Source organism: Caulobacter rhizosphaerae (assembly GCF_010977555.1).
GTDB classification, from domain to species: domain Bacteria; phylum Pseudomonadota; class Alphaproteobacteria; order Caulobacterales; family Caulobacteraceae; genus Caulobacter; species Caulobacter rhizosphaerae.
In genome coordinates, this window is sequence record NZ_CP048815.1 from 4,029,963 (window position 1) to 4,047,237 (window position 17,275).

At 67.9% G+C, this 17,275-nt stretch carries 15 protein-coding genes and 1 tRNA gene; 12 read left to right on the forward strand and 4 right to left on the reverse strand.

Annotated elements, in window-relative coordinates:
• Positions 1 to 15: 15 nt before the first annotated feature.
• The 3 genes from tpiA to G3M57_RS18470 form a co-directional block, all read right to left on the reverse strand.
• Positions 16 to 804, reverse strand: coding sequence for a triose-phosphate isomerase (gene tpiA, locus G3M57_RS18460; protein ID WP_163232209.1), 789 nt, complete (start codon positions 802 to 804; stop codon positions 16 to 18).
• A gap of 54 nt (positions 805 to 858) precedes the next feature.
• The gene (rhaI, locus tag G3M57_RS18465) at positions 859 to 2,154 is read right to left on the reverse strand and encodes an L-rhamnose catabolism isomerase (protein ID WP_200945268.1); all 1,296 of its coding nucleotides are present in this window, start codon (positions 2,152 to 2,154) and stop codon (positions 859 to 861) included.
• 198 nt (positions 2,155 to 2,352) lie between these two features.
• Positions 2,353 to 4,470 carry a bifunctional rhamnulose-1-phosphate aldolase/short-chain dehydrogenase gene (locus G3M57_RS18470; RefSeq protein WP_163232211.1) on the reverse strand — a complete coding sequence of 706 codons (2,118 nt, stop codon included), beginning with the start codon at positions 4,468 to 4,470 and terminating at the stop codon, positions 2,353 to 2,355.
• A 106-nt stretch (positions 4,471 to 4,576) separates the two neighbouring features.
• Between G3M57_RS18470 and G3M57_RS18475 the strand changes: the two genes are divergently transcribed.
• The 4 genes from G3M57_RS18475 (at position 4,577) to G3M57_RS18490 (ending at position 9,535) form a co-directional block, all read left to right on the forward strand.
• A complete protein-coding gene (locus G3M57_RS18475; protein ID WP_163232213.1) occupies positions 4,577 to 5,998 on the forward strand; it encodes an FGGY-family carbohydrate kinase in 1,422 nt (473 codons plus the stop codon).
• Positions 5,995 to 7,164, forward strand: a complete 1,170-nt coding sequence (gene lldD / locus G3M57_RS18480) for an FMN-dependent L-lactate dehydrogenase LldD (protein ID WP_163232215.1) — start codon at positions 5,995 to 5,997, stop codon at positions 7,162 to 7,164. Before G3M57_RS18475 ends, lldD begins: the two co-directional genes overlap by 4 nt.
• Positions 7,165 to 7,509: 345 nt before the next feature.
• Positions 7,510 to 8,577, forward strand: coding sequence for an L-rhamnose/proton symporter RhaT (gene rhaT, locus G3M57_RS18485; protein WP_056759111.1), 1,068 nt, complete (start codon positions 7,510 to 7,512; stop codon positions 8,575 to 8,577).
• Positions 8,578 to 8,749: 172 nt separating this feature from the next.
• Positions 8,750 to 9,535 (forward strand): DeoR/GlpR family DNA-binding transcription regulator, encoded by a 786-nt coding sequence (locus G3M57_RS18490; RefSeq protein ID WP_056759171.1) that lies wholly within the window; start codon positions 8,750 to 8,752, stop codon positions 9,533 to 9,535.
• Between the two features lie 136 nt (positions 9,536 to 9,671).
• Here G3M57_RS18490 and G3M57_RS18495 read toward each other — a convergent pair whose 3' ends face one another.
• Positions 9,672 to 10,169, reverse strand: coding sequence for a DUF3237 domain-containing protein (locus G3M57_RS18495; protein WP_156402293.1), 498 nt, complete (start codon positions 10,167 to 10,169; stop codon positions 9,672 to 9,674).
• 355 nt (positions 10,170 to 10,524) lie between these two features.
• Here G3M57_RS18495 and G3M57_RS18500 point away from each other — a divergent pair, with 355 nt between their 5' ends.
• The 8 genes from G3M57_RS18500 (at position 10,525) to G3M57_RS18535 (ending at position 17,273) form a co-directional block, all read left to right on the forward strand.
• The gene (locus G3M57_RS18500; RefSeq protein WP_163232217.1) at positions 10,525 to 11,367 is read left to right on the forward strand and encodes an IclR family transcriptional regulator; all 843 of its coding nucleotides are present in this window, start codon (positions 10,525 to 10,527) and stop codon (positions 11,365 to 11,367) included.
• Between the two features lie 9 nt (positions 11,368 to 11,376).
• Positions 11,377 to 12,072, forward strand: a complete 696-nt coding sequence (locus tag G3M57_RS18505) for an SDR family NAD(P)-dependent oxidoreductase (protein WP_163232219.1) — start codon at positions 11,377 to 11,379, stop codon at positions 12,070 to 12,072.
• Complete coding sequence (locus G3M57_RS18510; protein ID WP_230983669.1) at positions 12,069 to 12,866, forward strand: IclR family transcriptional regulator; 798 nt, start codon at positions 12,069 to 12,071, stop codon at positions 12,864 to 12,866. The genes G3M57_RS18505 and G3M57_RS18510 overlap by 4 nt, the downstream gene beginning before the upstream one ends.
• Positions 12,867 to 12,903: 37 nt before the next feature.
• Positions 12,904 to 13,944: an alpha/beta hydrolase gene (locus tag G3M57_RS18515; RefSeq protein WP_244322569.1), complete on the forward strand. Its 1,041-nt coding sequence runs from the start codon at positions 12,904 to 12,906 to the stop codon at positions 13,942 to 13,944.
• A 291-nt stretch (positions 13,945 to 14,235) separates the two neighbouring features.
• Positions 14,236 to 14,310, forward strand: a tRNA-Val gene (locus G3M57_RS18520).
• Between the two features lie 248 nt (positions 14,311 to 14,558).
• On the forward strand, positions 14,559 to 15,467 hold the full coding sequence (locus G3M57_RS18525) for a LysR family transcriptional regulator (RefSeq protein ID WP_163232221.1): 909 nt from the start codon (positions 14,559 to 14,561) through the stop codon (positions 15,465 to 15,467).
• Positions 15,468 to 15,693: 226 nt separating this feature from the next.
• Positions 15,694 to 16,326, forward strand: a complete 633-nt coding sequence (paoA, locus tag G3M57_RS18530; RefSeq protein WP_056759100.1) for an aldehyde dehydrogenase iron-sulfur subunit PaoA — start codon at positions 15,694 to 15,696, stop codon at positions 16,324 to 16,326.
• Positions 16,323 to 17,273: an FAD binding domain-containing protein gene (locus G3M57_RS18535; protein WP_056759098.1), complete on the forward strand. Its 951-nt coding sequence runs from the start codon at positions 16,323 to 16,325 to the stop codon at positions 17,271 to 17,273. The genes paoA and G3M57_RS18535 overlap by 4 nt, the downstream gene beginning before the upstream one ends.
• Positions 17,274 to 17,275 lie beyond the last annotated feature (2 nt).

Consider the following 17,275-nt stretch of genomic DNA (forward strand, 5'->3'; position numbering starts at 1 on the left):
GCAATCATCGCTCGCCTAGTGCAGCGCGAGGGCGGGGACCTTGGCCCCGGCCGCCTCGATGATCGGCACGAAACTGTCGGCCCTTAGGCTGGCGCCGCCCACCAGGACGCCATCCACCTCTGGCAGGGCCATCAGCCGTTGGGCGTTGGCGGCGGTGACCGAGCCGCCATAGAGCAGCGCGATGTCGTCCCCCGAACGTCCCAAGGCGGCGCGCAGCGCCAGGCGAAGCGCGCCGTGCATTTCGACGACGTCGACTTCGCTGGCCGAGCGCCCCGTCCCGATCGCCCAGATCGGTTCATAGGCGAGCGCCAGCCAAGCCCCGTCGGCGCCTTGCGGCAGGCAGGCGGTCAGTTGGCCGACCACCGCGCCGAGCGCCTCGCCGCCCTCGCGCGCCTCCAGGCTCTCGCCCACGCAAAGAATGACGCCGAGCCCGGCGCGGTGGGCGGCCTCGGCCTTGCGACGCACCAGCGCGTCCGTCTCGCCCTGGCGCAGGCGCGCCTCGCTGTGACCGACGAGGGTGAAGACCGCGCCGGCTTCGCGCAGCATCGCCGCCGACACGCAGCCGGTGTGGGCGCCCGCCGCCTCCGCATGCGCGTCCTGGGCCCCGACGATCAGGTTGGGAAACAGGGCGCCGGCCGCGGTGATCAGGGTCGCGGGCAAGGCCAGGGCGACGACCACCGTGGGAAAGCCGCGCGAGGCCTGGCCGATGGCGTTGAGCTCGGTCAGCGCCGAGAGACTGCCGTTCATCTTCCAGTTGCCCGCGACCAGCTTGCCGCGTTCGCCTTCGCGAAAAACCACTCGCATTCGGTCAGCCTTTCCGTCGAGGGCCCGGTGGCCCGTCCCGCCCTTGGCGCGGTCTCAGACGATGCCCGCGCCCAAGCCCACGGGCTTGCGCTCCTGGGCCTTGCGCGCGCGCCAGCCCGCGTGGCGATAAGCCCCCAGCATGTCGATCGCCCCGCCCGCCTCCAGCCGCGCCATGGCCAGGATCGGCGAGACGTCGACCTTGTAGGCCCGGCGCAAGGCCTGGAACGCCATCATCACGTCGTTGTCGGCCTGGGCCGCGTGCAAGGCGCTTCGGTCCACGAGCAGGGCCTTGGCGAAGGCCGCGGCGATGGCTTCGGCCGAGGACAACATGCTCTCGATCGGGTCGGTGACGTTGTGCGACTGGTCGATCATGTAGGCCGGATCGAAACCCTCGCGCGGGTTGTCCTGAGCCTCGATCAATTCGTTGAAGACCAGGAACAGCTGGTGGGGATTGATCGAACCGGAATCGAGGTCGTCGTCGCCGTACTTGCTGTCGTTGAAATGGAAGCCGCCGAGCTTGCCGAAGCGGTGGAGTCTGGCGACGATCTGCTCGATGTTGACGTTGGGCGCGTGGTGACCCAGGTCGACCAGGCACCGGGCCTTGGGTCCCAGCTCCTGGGCGGCCAGGATCGAGGATCCCCAGTCGGAGATGACGCTCGAATAGAAGGCCGGCTCGAACATCTTGTGTTCGAGCAGCATGCGCCAGCCCTCCGGCAGGGCCGCGTAGACCTGGGAGGCCGCTTCCAGGTAGCGGTCCAGCGAGGCGGCCAGGTCCTGCTGGCCTGGGAAGTTGGTGCCGTCGCCCACCCAGACGGTCAGGTCGCGCGCGCCCAGTTGCCGGCCGATCTCGATGCACTCGATATTGTGCTCGACCGCCTGCTGGCGGGTGGCCTCCGAGGTCGAGGACAATGAGCCGGTGGCGTAGGTGTGGGCCTGTCCCGGTTGATCTTGAAAGGTGTTGGAATTGATCGCGTCGAAGCTCAGGCCCAGGCTCTGCGCCTCCTGGCGCAGGCCGGCGTAGTCGCTGACCTTGTCCCAGGGAAAATGCGGCGACACCCGCGGGGTCACCCGCGAGAGCTGGTTGATCACCGCGCAATCCTCGAGCTTCTCGTGGATGTTGGTCGGCTCGCCGGCGAGCGGGAACTTGGCGAACCGGGTGCCCCCGCGCCCCGCGCCCCAGCTGGGCACGGCCACCGAGAAGCCGGCGACGCGCGCCTTGACCGCGTCGATGTCGACGCCCCGGCGGTCCAACTGCCGGCCCAGGCTGGCGTAGTCGTCCTCGAGCGCGGCGCGGCGCTCGGCGTTGTGGCTGTCGATCAGGTCGCTCGAAAGCGGCAAGGAAATGGCCATGGGTTCTCCCCGAGAGCGGACCCGTGGCCCGCCCCCTGTTTTGTTGTCGTTGGTTGTTCGGCGCTGGAGCGCTCTGGGATTTTGGCCCCTTAGAACGCCCTATAAGCTCTTGAAACTAGGGCTCGTTTTTAAGATTCAGAGGGATCTTGCCGCCTCCGCCGCTCCGCAGGTTCAAAGGATCCGACATGCGCCGCGACCCTAGCGGACGAAGGCCTGGGCGTTGCCGGCGTCGACATTGAGCATGTTGCCCGTCGACTTGGCCGAGGCCGCCGAAGCGAAGAAGAACACCGCCTCGGCGACATCCTCGGGCAGCACGTCGCGCTTGAGCATCGAGCGTTTGCGGTAGTGCTCCTCGAGTTCGGCGCCCGCATCGATGCCGTGGGCGCCCGCACGCTCCTTGCGCCAGTCGCCGTCCCAAATGTGCGAGCCGCGGATGACCGCGTCGGGGTTGACGCTGTTGACGCGGATACCGAACGGCGCGCACTCCAGCGCCAGGCAACGGGCCAGATGCAACGCCGCGGCCTTGGCCGAGGCATAGGCCGCGGCGTTGGTGGCGGCGGCCACGCCGTTCTTGGAGCCGATGAAGACGATCGAGCCGTCCTGATTGGGTTTCATCAGCTTGATCGCCTCGCGGGCGGTCAGGAAGTAGCCCAGGGCCAGGACGTCGTAGTTCTTGTTCCACAGCGCCACCGAGGTTTCCTCGATCGGCGCCGAGGAGGCGATGCCGGCGTTGGCGACCATCACGTCGAGGCCGCCAAACTCCAGCGCGCAGGCGGCGAAGGTGGCGATGACCTGGGCTTCGTCGGTCACGTCGCAGACGGCCGAGCGCACGACGTCCTTGCCGAACTTGCTCTCGAAGGCCGCGCGGCTCTGGTCGAGGCGATCGCCGTCGCGGTCGACCAGCATCACGCAGGCCCCGTCGGCCAGGAAGCGCCGGGCGGTGGCTTCGCCGATGCCGCCGGCCCCGCCGGTGACCAGGGCGATCTTGCCGGCCAGCGGCTTGGGCTTGGGCATCCGCTGAAGCTTGGCCTCTTCCAGCGCCCAGTACTCGATGTCGAAGGCCTCCTGTTCGGGCAGGCCCAGATAGCCGCCGGTGGCTTCGGCGCCGCGCATGACGTTGATGGCGTTGCCGTAGAATTCGCCGGCCAGACGGGCGGTGACCTTGTCGGCGGCGAAGGTCAGGCGGCCCACGCCGGGAACCAGCACCACGACGGGGTTGGGGTCGCGCATCTTGGGGTCGGACGGGCGGGCGCAACGCTGGTAGTAGCCTCCATAGCCTTCGCGATAGGCCGCCAGGGCCCCGGCCAGATAGGCCTCGTCTTCAAGCTTGGCCGGGTCCAGCGTCAGCGGCGCGATCTTGGTGCGCAGGAAATGGTCGGGACAGGAGGTGCCAACCGCCGCCAGGCGCAGGAAGTCCTTGGAGCCGACGAATTCGAGCGCCTCGGGATCGTCCGAAAAATGGCCGAGCTTGGCCCGCTCGCCGACCATCAGGCCGCGCAGCCTGGGCATCAGGGCGCTGGCCACCGCGGCGCGCTCTTCGGCGGGCAGCGGCGGGCGGACCTGGCCGCCGAAGGCGGCCTGGCCGGTCAGCTTGTCATTGAGATAGCGCGCCGCGTCGGCGATCAGGCCGATGGTGTTTTCGTAGCAGGCCTTGGCGTCGTCACCCCAGCAGATGACGCCATGCCCCGCGAGCATGACCCCGCGCAGGCCGGGATTGACGGCGACATAGTCGCGGATCTGCACGCCGAGCTCGAAGCCCGGGCGCTTCCAGGGCAGCCATCCCACCGTCCCTTTCCAGATCTCGCGCGTGGCCGCTTCCCCGCCGCGCGCGGCGGCCAGGGCGATGATCGAGTCGGGGTGGACATGGTCGACATGCCTGAACGGCAGCAGGCCATGCAGCGGGGTGTCGATCGAAGCCGCGCGGGGGTTCAGGTTGAAGGTGCAGTGCGGCAGATAGCCGACCATCTCGTCTTCGAACGCCACGCCGCGATAGAGCTTTTCGGTCGCCAGGAATTTGTCGAGATAGAGGGTGGAGAAGCCGTCGAGCTTCATCGATCCGATGTCGCCGCCCGAGCCCTTCACCCAAAGTACGTCCACGGCCTGGCCGGTGAGCGGGTCCTTCTCTTCCAGCTTGGCCGAGGTGTTGCCGCCGCCGAAATTGGTGACCGTCAGATCCGAACCCAGGAGGTTGGAGCGATAGAGCAACAGCTCGGCGGGCGACTTGGTCGCCGCCTGGGCATCAGACCAGCGGCTCTCCGGCTCGGGGAACAACAGCGCGTTCGCCTCGGCCGCGGCCGTGGTGGTGATGTCGTTCATTAGAGGGCGCTCCCGATGAGTGGATTGATGCGACATTATCGATTGTGATGGCGTCAATCAATCATTTTCGATAAGCTTTAATCAAAAGCGGAAATGAGGAGGAACGGTGCGGGACGATCTGATCGCGGTGCTCGACGTTGGTAAGACGTTGGCGAAATTGAGCCTTTGGACGCGGAGCGGCGATCTGCTCGCCAAGGACTCACGCCCGAATGCGCGCATCGACGCGGGCGCCTACGTCGCGCTCGACGCCGACGGCATCGAGGCTTGGCTGGCGCAGACGCTGACGGCTTTCGCCAAGCAGGGCCGCATCGGCGCGATCATCCCGGTCGGGCATGGCGCGGCGGCGGCCATCGTCCGGGACGGCAAATTGGCTTGCCCGCCGATCGACTACGAAGAACCGGGGCCCGACGCGGCGCGCGGCCCCTACGAGGCCGCCCGCGACGCCTTTCGCCACACCGGATCGCCCGCCCTGCCCGGCGGCCTCAACCTCGGCGCCCAATTGCACTATCTCCAGGGCCTGAGACCGGGCCTGCTGGCGCCGGGCGCTCAGATCCTGTTGTGGCCGCAATATTGGGCCTGGCGGCTTTCGGGCGTGGCGGCCAGCGAGGTGACGAGCCTCGGCTGCCACAGCGACCTCTGGCGCCCCAAGGACCGTCGCGTCTCGGACCTGGCCCGCGAGCGGGGCTGGGACCAGGCCTTGCCGCCCCTGGCGGAGGCGGGCGCGGCGCTAGGCGGGCTGACGGACGCGTGGCGCGCGCGCACGGGCCTGGACGAGGCGGTGCGAGTCTATTGTGGTCTGCACGATTCCAACGCCGCCCTGCTGGCCGCCCGCGGTTTCGCCGAGATCGCCCAGGCCGAATCGACGGTGCTTTCGACCGGCACCTGGTTCGTGGCCATGCGCTCGCCCGAGGACGACGCCAGCGTCGAGCTGTCCCGGCTGTCCGAGGACCGCGACTGCCTGATCAATGTCGACGCCTTCGGCAAGCTCGTGCCGTCGGCCCGCTTCATGGGCGGCCGCGAGATCGAGATCCTGGCCGGCGTGGACACCCGCCGCGTCGACATCAAGCCCGACCAGCCCGCCTTGCTGGCGGCGGTCCCGGCGGTCCTGGCCGCGGGCGCGCGCGTCCTGCCCACCTTCGCGCCGGGCTTTGGCCCCTATCCGGGCCATCGCGGGCGCTGGATCAACATGCCCACCGACCAGGCCGAGCGCCGCGCGGCCGTCTGCCTCTACGCGGCGCTGGTGGCCAACGAATCTCTGGACCTGATTGGCGCGCGCGAGCGCATTCTGGTCGAAGGCCGCTTCGCCGAGGCCGAGGTCTTCGTGCGCGCCCTGGCCTCGCTTCGCCCCCGCGACCAGATCTACGTCTCCAACGCCCACAACGACGTCTCCTACGGCGCGCTGCGCCTGATCGAACCGACGCTCAAGCCCGCCACGGCCCTGACCCCGGTCGCCCCGCTCGAGGTCTCGATCGCCCGTTACGCCCAGGACTGGCGCCGCGACGTCGAACGCACGGAACACGCGGCGTGAGGGCGGCCTCGATCGGCGACTATCGAGACCTGGCGCGCCGGCGCCTGCCCCGCTTCCTGTTCGACTATATCGACGGCGGCTCCTACGCCGAGGTGACGCTGCGCCGGAACATCGCCGATCTGGAGGCCGTGGCCTTGCGCCAGCGGGTCCTGTGCGACGCGGCTGATCTGGATCTGTCCACCGAGCTTTTCGGCCAGAGGCTGGCCATGCCCGTGGCCCTGGCGCCGATCGGCTTGGCCGGCATGAACGCGCGACGCGGCGAGGTCCAGGCCGCGCGGGCGGCCCAGGCCGCGGGCGTGCCGTTTTGCCTGTCGACCGTTTCGGCCTGCTCGATCGAGGAAGTGGCCCAAGGCGTGGACCAGCCCTTCTGGTTCCAGCTCTACATGATCCGCGACCGCGGCTTCATGCGTGACCTGCTGGCCAAGGCCCGCGCCGCCCGTTGCTCGGCCTTGGTGTTCACCGTCGACATGCCCGTGCCCGGCTCGCGCTATCGCGACTATCGCTCGGGCCTGGCGGGCGCCTCGGGCCCGATCGGCGATCTTCGTCGCTTCTGGCAGGCCGCCCAGCGTCCGGCCTGGGCCTGGGACGTGGGGCTCAAAGGTCGCCCCCACAGCCTGGGCAACGTCGCCCCGGTGTTGCAGCGGAAGACCGGCCTGGAGGACTTCTTCGCCTGGATGCGCGACAATTTCGATCCGTCGATCACCTGGAAGGACCTTGAGTTCATTCGCCAGGAATGGAGCGGTCCGCTGATCATCAAGGGCGTGCTCGACGTGGAGGACGCCCGGGCCGCCCGTGACCTCGGCGCCGACGGCCTGGTCGTCTCCAATCACGGCGGCCGCCAACTCGACGGCGTGCTTTCGAGCGCCCGGGCCCTGCCGGGCATCGCCCAGGCCGTGGGCTCGGACTTGACCGTGCTGGCCGACGGCGGCGTGCGTTCGGGCCTGGACGTGGTTCGCATGCTGGCCCTGGGCGCGCGCGGCGTGCTGCTGGGCCGGGCCTGGGCCTACGCCTTGGCCGGCGGCGGCCAGGCCGGCGTGGCCCATGTGCTCAAATTGATCGAGGCGGAGATGCGCGTGGCCATGACCCTGACCGGCGTCCAGAACGCCGCGGCGATCACCGGCCGCGCCTTGGCCGAGCCGCCCGCGGACCTCCGCGTCGCGATTTGAGCAAAAGAGATCGTTTTCAATCATTCTCCACTTGCAATCGCCTCCAGATCCGCTCAGATGAGCGTCGCCCGTTTCCTGCGCGGCGAAACTCCTCCCGATCGAAATATCGGCCTGCGCCCTTAAGGCGCAGGCTTTTTTCGTGCCGCAAGCCTTCCAGAGCGGCGGCCTGGCTTAGCGATTGACAGCTGAAGCAAGCCGTCCATAGTGATCGATAATGCGCGATATAGAACGCATGTTAATCACAATCGGTCACGCCGAGCCCCTGGCCGCGGACGCGCCGGCGCCGTCTCGCGCGGCCCGTGCTCAGCCCAGCGCATCGCCGGTCCGACGCATTACGGAGATCTCATGAACCCGCTCATCGGCGTCGTCTTCCATTGGCTGGGGGGCCTGTCCTCGGCCAGCTTCTATGTGCCCTACAAGCGCATCAAACGCTGGTCGTGGGAGATCTTCTGGCTGACCGGCGGGGTGTTCTCCTGGCTGATCGCCCCTTGGCTGTTCGCATCGCTCAAGACCCACGATCTGCTCGGCGTGCTCGCCGACACGCCCCAGCGCACCCTCTTCTGGTGCTGGTTCTGGGGGGCGGCCTGGGGCTTTGGCGGCCTGACGTTCGGCCTGACCATGCGTTATCTTGGCCTATCGCTGGGCATGGCGGTGGCCTTGGGCCTGACGACGGTGATCGGCACGCTGGGGCCGCCGATCTTTCACGGCACGCTCCTGGAGCTGCTGGCGACGCCGAGCGGCAAGGTGACCTTGCTGGGCATCCTGGTGACCCTGGTCGGCATCGTCGTGGTGGCGCGCGCCGGTCACGCCAAGGACCAGGAACTGCAGGACAGCCACGCCACCAGCGCCATCGCCGAGTTCGATCTGAAACGCGGCCTGGCCGTGGCGGTGTTCTCCGGCGTGATGAGCGGCTGTTTCGCCTGGGGCCTGGATGCGGGCCAGCCGATCCGCGCCCTGACCCTGAAGGCGGGCACCGAGCCTCTCAGCCAGGGCCTGCCCGTGCTCTGCGTCGTGCTGCTGGGCGGCTTCACCACCAACTTCATCTGGTGTCTCTACCTGATCCTGAAGAACCGCTCGGCCGGCCAGTTCATCGGCCGGCCCGGCCCCGCGGCCGACGCCGACGCAGCCCCGCCAAACCTGCTCGCCAACTACCTGCTGGCGGCGCTAGGGGGCGTCCTTTGGTACTTCCAGTTCTTCTTCTACACGATGGGCGAGAGCCAGATGGGCAAGTACGGCTTCTCCAGCTGGACCTTGCACATGGCCTCGATCATCCTGTTTTCGACCCTCTGGGGCTTTGCGCTCAAGGAATGGGCCGGCGCCAGCGCCCGCACCCGGCTGCGGGTCTGGCTGGGGATCACCCTGCTGGTCGGCTCGACCGTGATCATCGGCGTGGGCAATTTTCTGGCTCGGTAGGCCCTAAGAGCATGACCAAGGCGGATGGAGGCGCGGCGTCGGCGTCCGCTCATGGCCCCTCGCGACCGCGGGTCGCGCGGGGGGCAAACTTCTTGGTCATGATCGAAAATGCTTGTAGGGGACGGGTGCGCGTAGAAAAATGAATCACCAGGCCCCAAAGGGGAGCACCTTCATGCATGCCAACGATCGCGAGCAGCTGATCGCGGACCTGATCCAAAATCGCGGCTTCGTATCGTTCCAGGAACTGGACCAAAAGCTGGATGTGTCCGCCGCGACGATCCGGCGCGACCTTGACCGTCTGGTCGAGCGCGGACTGGTCACGCGTGTTCGGGGCGGGGCGCGACTGGCTTCGCCGGAGCTAACCGCGCCTTCGGGCCAGATCGAACTTCTCGGCGCGCCCTTTCACGAGAACATCGGGCGCCACACCGCTCAGAAGGAAGCGATCGGCCGTGCGGCGGCCGCGCTCTGCCGGCCCGGCGAAGGGGTGATGATCGACGGCGGCTCGACCACCCTGCAGATGTGCCCGCACATCGCCAGCCTGAACCTCCAGGTCCTGACCAATTCGCTGCATATCGTCAGCGCCCTGCTGCCCCAGCCGGGCACCCGCCTCCTGTTGCCGTCGGGCTCGGTGTTCCGTGAGCAGAACATCATCCTGGCCGCCTCGGGCGAAGACAGCATGCCGCGTTTCCACGCCCCGCGCCTGTTCATGGGCGCGGCGGCCATCGGGCCGCAGGGCCTGATGCAGGCCGACGTCGTCCTGGTCGCGGCCGAGCGGCGACTGATCGAACGCGCCGACGAGATCATCATCCTGGTCGACAGCTCCAAGTTCCAGGGACCGTCGGGCCATCTGGTCTGCGACCTGTCGGAGGTCGATATCCTGGTCACCGACGCGGGCATTTCCGATCACGATCGCAAGATGGTCGAAGCCGCCGACATCAAGCTGATCATCGCCGAATAGGCCGAACGGCCAACGCGCCCGCCCATAACCAGAGACGGCGAGGATCCGCGCGCCCATCCCAACGATGGGGCGCCCGGGTCATCCATCACCCCTTCGCGGCCGATGAACGCGGCCTTGAGGCCTCAAGCCGGCAGGCTCAATCGACCTGATAGATCAGGATGCGGGCGGCGGGATGGTCCTTGTCTCCGGCCGCCTCGACCTTGCTCACGAAGATCGCCTGGTTGAGCCAGTCATAGCGCCCGATCGGCGCTTCGAAGGTCGGCGCGGCCCACATGTAGAACTTGTCGCCGTCTTTCTTCGGAAGACGCACGATCCCCACGTTGTGGACGTGGATCTGCACCTTGTCGTCGGTTTCGATCATGTATTCGGCGTTGATCGTTATCGTGCCGTCGGCCCGCACGAGCTGCCAATCGGCGCCGGGCAGAACGCGGCCGGCGAGCTTCTCGCCTTTGAACGTGCCGCCGGTGATCGGCATGCGTTGGCGACGCCCCAGCGGCGTGTCGCCGATGATCTGAGTTGGCCCCATCGTGACGACCTCTTCGAAAACCAGCCGGGTCGGGGCCGTATCGGCGGGGGCCTGAGCCGCGACGGGCGTCGCCAGACCCAGGGCTACAGCGAACAAGATCGATTTCAAGACAGCATTCCCCGCGCGTCATACCGCCAAGGACCGGCGACGGACGCGAAGTTGGCCACTGGCCTCCCCCTTAAAAAGAGCCCGGATTTGCCAGGCGTCACATCCACGCAGCGGCCGCCGCATCTCCCGCGCCCGGAAAGCAGGACGCGGGATCGCGCCTTGGGCCTGCTCGTCAGATAGGACGCTGTCCCACGCCTTGGCGCTCGGGTCCCGGCCCGCCGGCGCCGTAAATCCGCGCCCTATTTAATGCGTCCCGGGAATTTTAGGCTCCTGGCTGGTGTCTGGGGTGCGCCGAGCGGGTCCCAGCGCCGTCGCGACATCTCATGGGCCAGATCGCCTCGTCAGAGAGTGGGATATGTCCTCGGCCGAAATCGACAGGGACGATACCGACGAAACCCGTAGCGGCGCTCAAAGCCGCACCCTGGTTCGTGGTCTGGAGGTCCTCCACGCGATCAGTTGCGGCCATGGCGAGCTGGCGGATTTGGCCTCGATCCTTGGCCTGACCCGCAGCACCACCCATCGCCTGGCCGCCACCCTGGTCGATCATCGCTACCTGACCTTCACGCCGCGCCGGGGCTACACCCTGGGACCCAAGCTCATCGAACTGGGCTATGTCGCCGGGCGCCAGATGAGCTTGACCAAGGCCGCGCGCGAGCACCTGGAAATCCTGGCCAGCGACACGGGCGACACCGTGCATCTGGGCGTCCTGGATGATCGCAAGGTGCTCTATCTCGACAAGATCCCCGGCAGCCGCCGCGTCGAGGTCAGCTCCCGGGTCGGCGAGCGCCAACCCCTGCGCTCGACAGGTCTGGGCAAGGCCCTGCTGCTGGACGCGCCGGCCGCCCGCTGGCGGGAGATCTATGAGGCCGAGCATCGGGAAGGCCGCCGCTACCCGGTCGAACTGGCCGAGTGGCTGCGACGCATGGACGGTTATAGCCGCGCCGGCGTCGCGCTCGATCTCGAGGAGAACGAAGACCGGATCCGCTGCGTGGCCGCGCCGATCCGCGACGTCAGCGGCAAGATCATCGCGGCGATCAGCCTTTCGAGCGCGGGCCAGTACATGGACGACGAGCGCATGGCGCGCCTGGGCGCCGACGTCCGCGCCACGGCCGAGGCGATCAGCCGAGCCTTCGGCTGGCGATGTCCCACGCCCGCGCCGTCCTCAGGTCCCGCCTTTGCCCATTCTCCGCCCGAATAGGAAGCTGCCATGTTGCTCAAGGACAAGGTCGTGCTGGTGATCAACGCCGAGCTTCCGGTGGGCAAGGCCATCGCGATCGACTGCGCCCGTCACGGCGCCCACGTGGCGATCAACGCCGATCCGATGACAAGGCAAGCGGCCGAGATCCTCTCGGCGATCGCCGCATTGGGCCGCCGCGGCTACTGCGTCGAAGGCCAGGCGCTTGAGGCGAGCAGCGCCCGAGCGCTTGTCGCCGACGTCGTCCAAGCCCTTGGCCGTTTCGACGTGCTGATCAGTTGCGCGGCCGTCGCGCCGCCCCACGACTTTCTGACCACCCCGGCCGACGCCTTCCAGCGCGCCGTCAAGGTGGGGGTCACCGGGACCTACGCCGCCCTGCAGGCCGCCGCGCGCCAGATGATCGCGCAGGGCTGGGGCGGGGCGATCATCGCGGTCAACACCGAGCCGCCCGGCCAAGCCTTCAACGCGATCGCCTACGCCGAAACCCAGGACTTGATGCAGATGTGGGCCGACACCCTGCGCAAGGACGAGGTTCGTTGCAACATGGTGCGTCTGGATGCGCCGCGGGCCCAAGCCGGCGCCGACCTGACCGCGTTCGACGAGTTGACGGGTCCGGTGGTTTTCCTGGCCTCGGATTTGGCCAGGAACGTCTCGGGCACCACCATCCGCGTCGGCGATGGGGCTCCGCTCGCCATGGTGACCGCGTGACGGACGCCAGCCCCCAGGACGCGGGCGGTCAAGGCGCGCAGACCCTGATGCGCGGCCTGGATGTTTTGGACATCGTCGCCCAGAACGGCCCGATCGCCCTTCGGGACCTGATCGATCGGATCGGACTGTCGCGCAGCACCACCCATCGGCTCGCCAGCGCTCTAGTCGAGCGAGGCATGTTGCGGCTCGAGAACCAGGGTTATGTCCTGGGCTCCAAGCTGCTTTGGCTCGACGCTCAGGCCCGTGACGCGCTGTCGCTGCCGGCCGTGGCGCGTCCCCATCTTGAGCGCCTCGCGCGCGAGCAGTTCGACGCGGTCAATCTGGCGATCCGCGACGAACTGCTGGTGCGGTACGTCGATCAGGTTCGCGGCTCGCGGCGGATCGAAGTCCGATCAGTGATCGGCGAAACCCGCCCCTTGGCGTCGACCGGCCTGGGCAAGGCCCTGATGCTCGACGAGGGCGAAGGCGCCTGGCGCGCGGCCTACCGAAGAGCCAAGCGCGACACGCACGCGGCCGAATCCGAAGAGGCTTTCGTGGCCCGGATGGCGACCTATCGGGACCTGGGCGTCACCTTCGACATCGAGGAGAACGAGGACCGCGTTCGGTGCGTGGCCGCGCCGATCCGTGGCGCCAGCGGCCGGATCATCGGCGCGCTCAGCCTCTCCAGCCTGCCTCAGTACATGGACGACGCGCGCATGAGGGCGCTCGTTCGACCGGTCCGAGCCGTCGGCGAGGCGATCGGCCTCGACCTCGGCTGGAGCCAGCAAGGTCGGCAGGACGGTCGGAGCCACTAGTCCAAGGCTCCGGGCCCGCGCCCGGCGACCCACCCCCATGCCGCTTTCCAAGACGCCTGTCGCCAACCGGTGGCGGTCCTCGCTTGGCGGCGATGATTTGAGGAAACGAACGATGTCGAAGTTTGGATTTCTGGTGCTGCTTCTGGGCCTCGCCGCCGGCGCGCAGGCTCAAGCTCAGGCTCAGCCGCCGCGGACATTGACGTCCGATGCGCCCACGCCCGCGGCGCTCGGCTCGGAGACCTATCGCCTTTGGCCAGGCCTCGCGCCGGGCGCGACGGAAGCCACCGTGGAGGCGACGCCGACCCTCACCCTCTATCGCCCGCAATTTCCGCGCCCTGACGGGGCCTCGGTGGTGATCGCCCCGGGCGGAGCCTATATCGGCCTGGCCGCACGGCTCGAAGGCGTAGAGCCCGCCGCCTGGTTCACCGCGCGCGGGATCACCGCTTTCGTGCTCACCTACCGGGTCGGGCCCAAGGCGCGCCTGCCGATCCCCTTGGCGGATGGCGCCCGGGCGATCCGCTTTGTCAGGTCCCACGCCCATGATTTTGACCTCGATCCCAACCGCATCGGCATGATGGGGTTCTCGGCCGGAGGCCATCTGGCGGCGACGACGGCCGTGGACGCCACGCCGGGGCAGGCCCAGGCGCAAGACCCCGTCGAGCGGGCCAGCAGCCGCCCCGACTTCCTGGTCCTGGTCTATCCGTGGCTCGAAGGCGCCAAGCTGCGGCCCGACGGAACGTCTTCCTACTGCGACTTCGCCAAGCTGGTCGGCCCGGCTTGCGAGCCGAGCGCATATGCCAGGTTCGCCCCCCTGGCCCATGTCAGCGCACAGGCCCCGCCGACCTTCATCTTCCATACGACGAACGACGAGCTGGTTCCTGTCGGGGGAAGCGCGAGGTTCTACCAGGCGCTCGTCGATCATGGCGTCCCGGCTGAATTCCACGCGTTCGCGGAGGGCCGTCACGGCGCTGGACTGGGCGGTGCGAGCGCGGTCCTGCAAACCTGGCCCGCCCTGCTGGATCTGTGGCTGCGCGCCAAGGGGCTGATAGAGCCTGCCCCGGTTCAGCCAGGCCAGTAGATCGCTTTTTGGGGAGCGAATCTGCTCCCCAGATATTCCCCAGAAACGTCCCGAAAAGGAGCGAATAGTCGCCCCAAAAAGCTGAAGGGCGGTTGCCCGAGCGCAACGATCATGACCGCTCCCACAGCCGCGAGACGCCGCGAATTTCTGTCCTGGCCGATCGTCGGCGCGCGGCGCTTGGTTTTGGCAACTGGCAGGCCAGTAAGGGAATTTCGCCTCTTGCGCGTCCTGAGGAGCCGGGCTATACGCCGCTCCTCTCGCGACGAGGTCCATGTTTTGGGCACGCGATTGGGATGCTTAGCTCAGCGGGAGAGCACCTCGTTCACACCGAGGGGGTCGCAGGTTCAATCCCTGCAGCATCCACCAAAATTTCCCCAACAAACCAAGTCACTCTCGAAATCGCCGCGCCGCACGCCTGCCTAAGGCGGCGCTTGCTCCCCGATATTACCCAAAACGACCATTTTCCCGTAACATCTCCTACTGAACACGCGCCCTACGGTCCGCACACGGGTATCGCGAACCTTTCCGAGGTCATTGACGGCGCGCGCGATGGCCGTGGACGGCAAGCTCGCAGCGGAAGACCTTCAAGCCCTTCCACAAAGGTCAAGATCCCCATGCTGTTTGGCCGTTCAGACTTGGCGGACTTTTCGTATTTCCTCGTGACCGCCAAGCACCGGAGCTTTCGCCGCGCGGCGCTGGAGCTGGGGATCAGCGCATCGGCGCTAAGCCACGCCATCAAGGGTCTAGAGTCCCGCCTAGGCGTGCGCTTGCTCAACCGCACCAACCGCAGCGTGACCTTGACCGCCGCCGGCGAGCAATTGCAGTCGGCGATCAGCTCGCCGTTCGAAGAGATCGGACAGGCCGTGGAGGACCTCAATCGGTTCCGGGACGGACCCTCCGGTCGCATCAGGCTGAACGTGCCGACCGACGCGGCCACCTTGTTGCTCGCACCTGTCCTGCCCGCCTTCGTTGATCGGTACCCCGATATCGAGATCGACGTCGCCGTCAGCAATCAGATGATCGACGTGATCGACGGCGGGTTCGACGCGGGCATACGCTATGGCGGCACCGTGCCCGAGGACATGATCACCCAGCGCCTTTCGGCCGACCTGCGCTGGGTGGTGGCGGGCTCGCCGACCTATCTTGACCGGTTCGGCGCGCCCGAGCATCCCGATGACCTCCATCAGCATCGTTGCCTGCGGTTTCGCTTGGGCGACGAGCGCATGTATCGCTGGGAATTCGAACGTGACGGCGAAGAGATCCTGATCACCGCGCCGGGAAGCCTGGTCCTCGACGAGTCGGGGTTCATCCTGTCCCTGATGGTGGGCGGCGCCGGTCTCATGTACGCGCCGCAAGCCGTCGTCGCGCCCTTGGTGGCGCAAGGCAAGGCCAGGCTCGTGCTTGAGGATTGGATGACGCCCGGGCCCGGCTTCCACATCTACTACTCAAGTCGCCGGCACGTTCCGGTGGGCCTGCGGCTGTTGATCGAGCTGATCCGCGAAATGCGTCCCCTCGGCCTTTAGCCGCGCGGCGGGTTCCGGAAGCTCGATATCGGCCGCGCGCGAACCCTCGCGCGATCGCGACGGTGAATTTACCTCATCGCGTCGTCAACCTCCGCGCACCTAACCACCGGCGGCCAGCAGCGTTAGACTCCCGGCGAGAGCGCCCGGCTCGTTCTCCCCAAGCCTGCCGCTGAGCGTCTCATCCGGGAGACTGCTCTTGGGTCGGCAAAGAGGACCCGAACGCCACATGCCTCCCACCGACCTCCCCTCGATTTCCCGCCGTGACCTGATGGTCGTGGGCGCAGCCTCGGCCGCGGCGTCAGCGTCGCCCCTGAACGCGAACGCCGCCTCAAACCCCGACGCGCCGGTCCTCGCCAGGGTTTCGATCGACATCAACGGCAAGCGCCAGACGCTGGAGCTCGACACCCGCACGACGCTGCTGGACGCCTTGCGCGAACACCTCAAGCTCACCGGAACCAAGAAGGGGTGCGATCACGGCCAGTGCGGCGCTTGCACGGTGATCGTGGAAGGCCGGCGGATCAACGCCTGCCTTTCGCTGGCGGTGATGCACGAGGGCGACAAGGTCACCACGATCGAGGGCCTGGGCCAGCCAGACCGCCTGCACCCGATGCAGGCCGCCTTCGTCAAGCACGACGGCTACCAATGCGGCTACTGCACCCCCGGCCAGATCTGCTCGGCGGTCGCGGTGCTCAACGAAATCAAGGCCGGCGTTCCAAGCCATGTCACCGCCGACCTCAACGCCTCCCTGAAGGTCACCGAGGCTGAACTGCGTGAGCGGATGAGCGGCAACATCTGCCGTTGCGGGGCCTATTCCAACATCATCGAGGCGATCAGCGAAGTGTCGGAGAGGACGGCATGAAGCCCTTCAGCTACGAGCGGGCCCGCACCCCCAAGGACGCCGCCGCCATCGCCGCGCGCACGCCGGGGGCCAAGTTCATCGCCGGCGGCACCAACCTGCTCGACCTGATGAAGTTGCAGATCGAGACGCCCGGACATCTGATCGACGTCAACGGCCTGGCGCTCGACAAGATCGAAGCGACCCCGGCCGGCGGCCTGCGGATCGGCGCCCTGGTCCGCAACACCGACATGGCCGCCGATCGGCGCGTGCGCCGCGACTATGGCGTGCTGAGCCGAGCCTTGCTGGCGGGCGCTTCGGGTCAACTGCGCAACAAGGCCACGACCGCGGGCAATCTCCTGCAGCGCACCCGTTGCCCTTATTTCTACGACACCAACATGCCGTGCAATAAGCGCAATCCCGGCGCGGGCTGCTCGGCCATCGGGGGCGCGACGCGCGCTCAGGCCGTTCTCGGGACCAGCGACGCCTGCATCGCCACCCATCCCAGCGACATGGCCATCGCCTTGCGCGTGCTGGACGCCACGGTGGAGACGGTGGCGCCCGACGGCGCGACCCGCTCCATCGCGATGGCCGACTTCCATCGTCTGCCGGGCAGCACCCCGCACCTGGAGACAGCCCTGGCTCCCGGTGAACTGATTACGGCGGTCACCCTGCCCCGGCCCATCGGCGGGACCCATGGCTATCACAAGGTCCGCGACCGAGCGTCCTACGCCTTCGCTCTGGTTTCGGTGGCCACGATCGTCCAGCCAGACGGCTCGGGTCGTGTGGCGCTCGGCGGCGTGGCCCATAGGCCCTGGCGGGTCGAGGCGGCCGAAAGCCAGATGCCGCGGGGCGCCAAGGCGGTCTCCGAAGCCCTGCTCGCCGGCGCCAAGACGACGCCGGACAACGCCTTCAAGCTAACGTTGGTCGAGCGCACGCTCGGCGCGGCGCTGGCGCAAGCCCGAGCCTGACG